We start from the raw sequence: 362 nt of genomic DNA on the forward strand, positions 1-362 counted from the left end.
GCGTTCCTTCTGCTGATCGCCGCAAGCTATCATCACATGATCGCCGCGTCGGCACAGGCCATTGTATTGTTGAGCCCCTGCTTCACGGCTACAGCCTGCTCATGGCCGACAAGCTCAACGCCCTCCTTGAGCGCCTGAAGGCGCACCAGCGCACGCTCATCCTGGCGATGGCCGAGCATGATGGGCTGCCGGCACAAAGCGCGATCCGTGCCGTAGCCGAGCTAGAGAATGTCATTGCCGCCGTCGAGGCGGTAGCGGTCGAGGAAGCAGATCAGGCTCGGCTTCTTGCTAGGAAGCCATGAAGCCCCGTAGTTCGCGGACCAAGATGGCCGTCGAGGCTGCCAGCGTGTCCGGCATGTCCG

1 protein-coding gene is annotated in these 362 nt (G+C 62.7%); it reads left to right on the forward strand.

Features of this window, described 5'->3' with window-relative positions:
- Positions 1-302 (forward strand): hypothetical protein (locus KZZ06_RS20190; protein ID WP_219581775.1); only part of this gene is annotated, 302 nt, incomplete at its 5' end.
- Positions 303-362 lie beyond the last annotated feature (60 nt).

The organism is Sulfitobacter sp. CW3 (genome assembly GCF_019392245.1).
Lineage (GTDB): Bacteria > Pseudomonadota > Alphaproteobacteria > Rhodobacterales > Rhodobacteraceae > Sulfitobacter.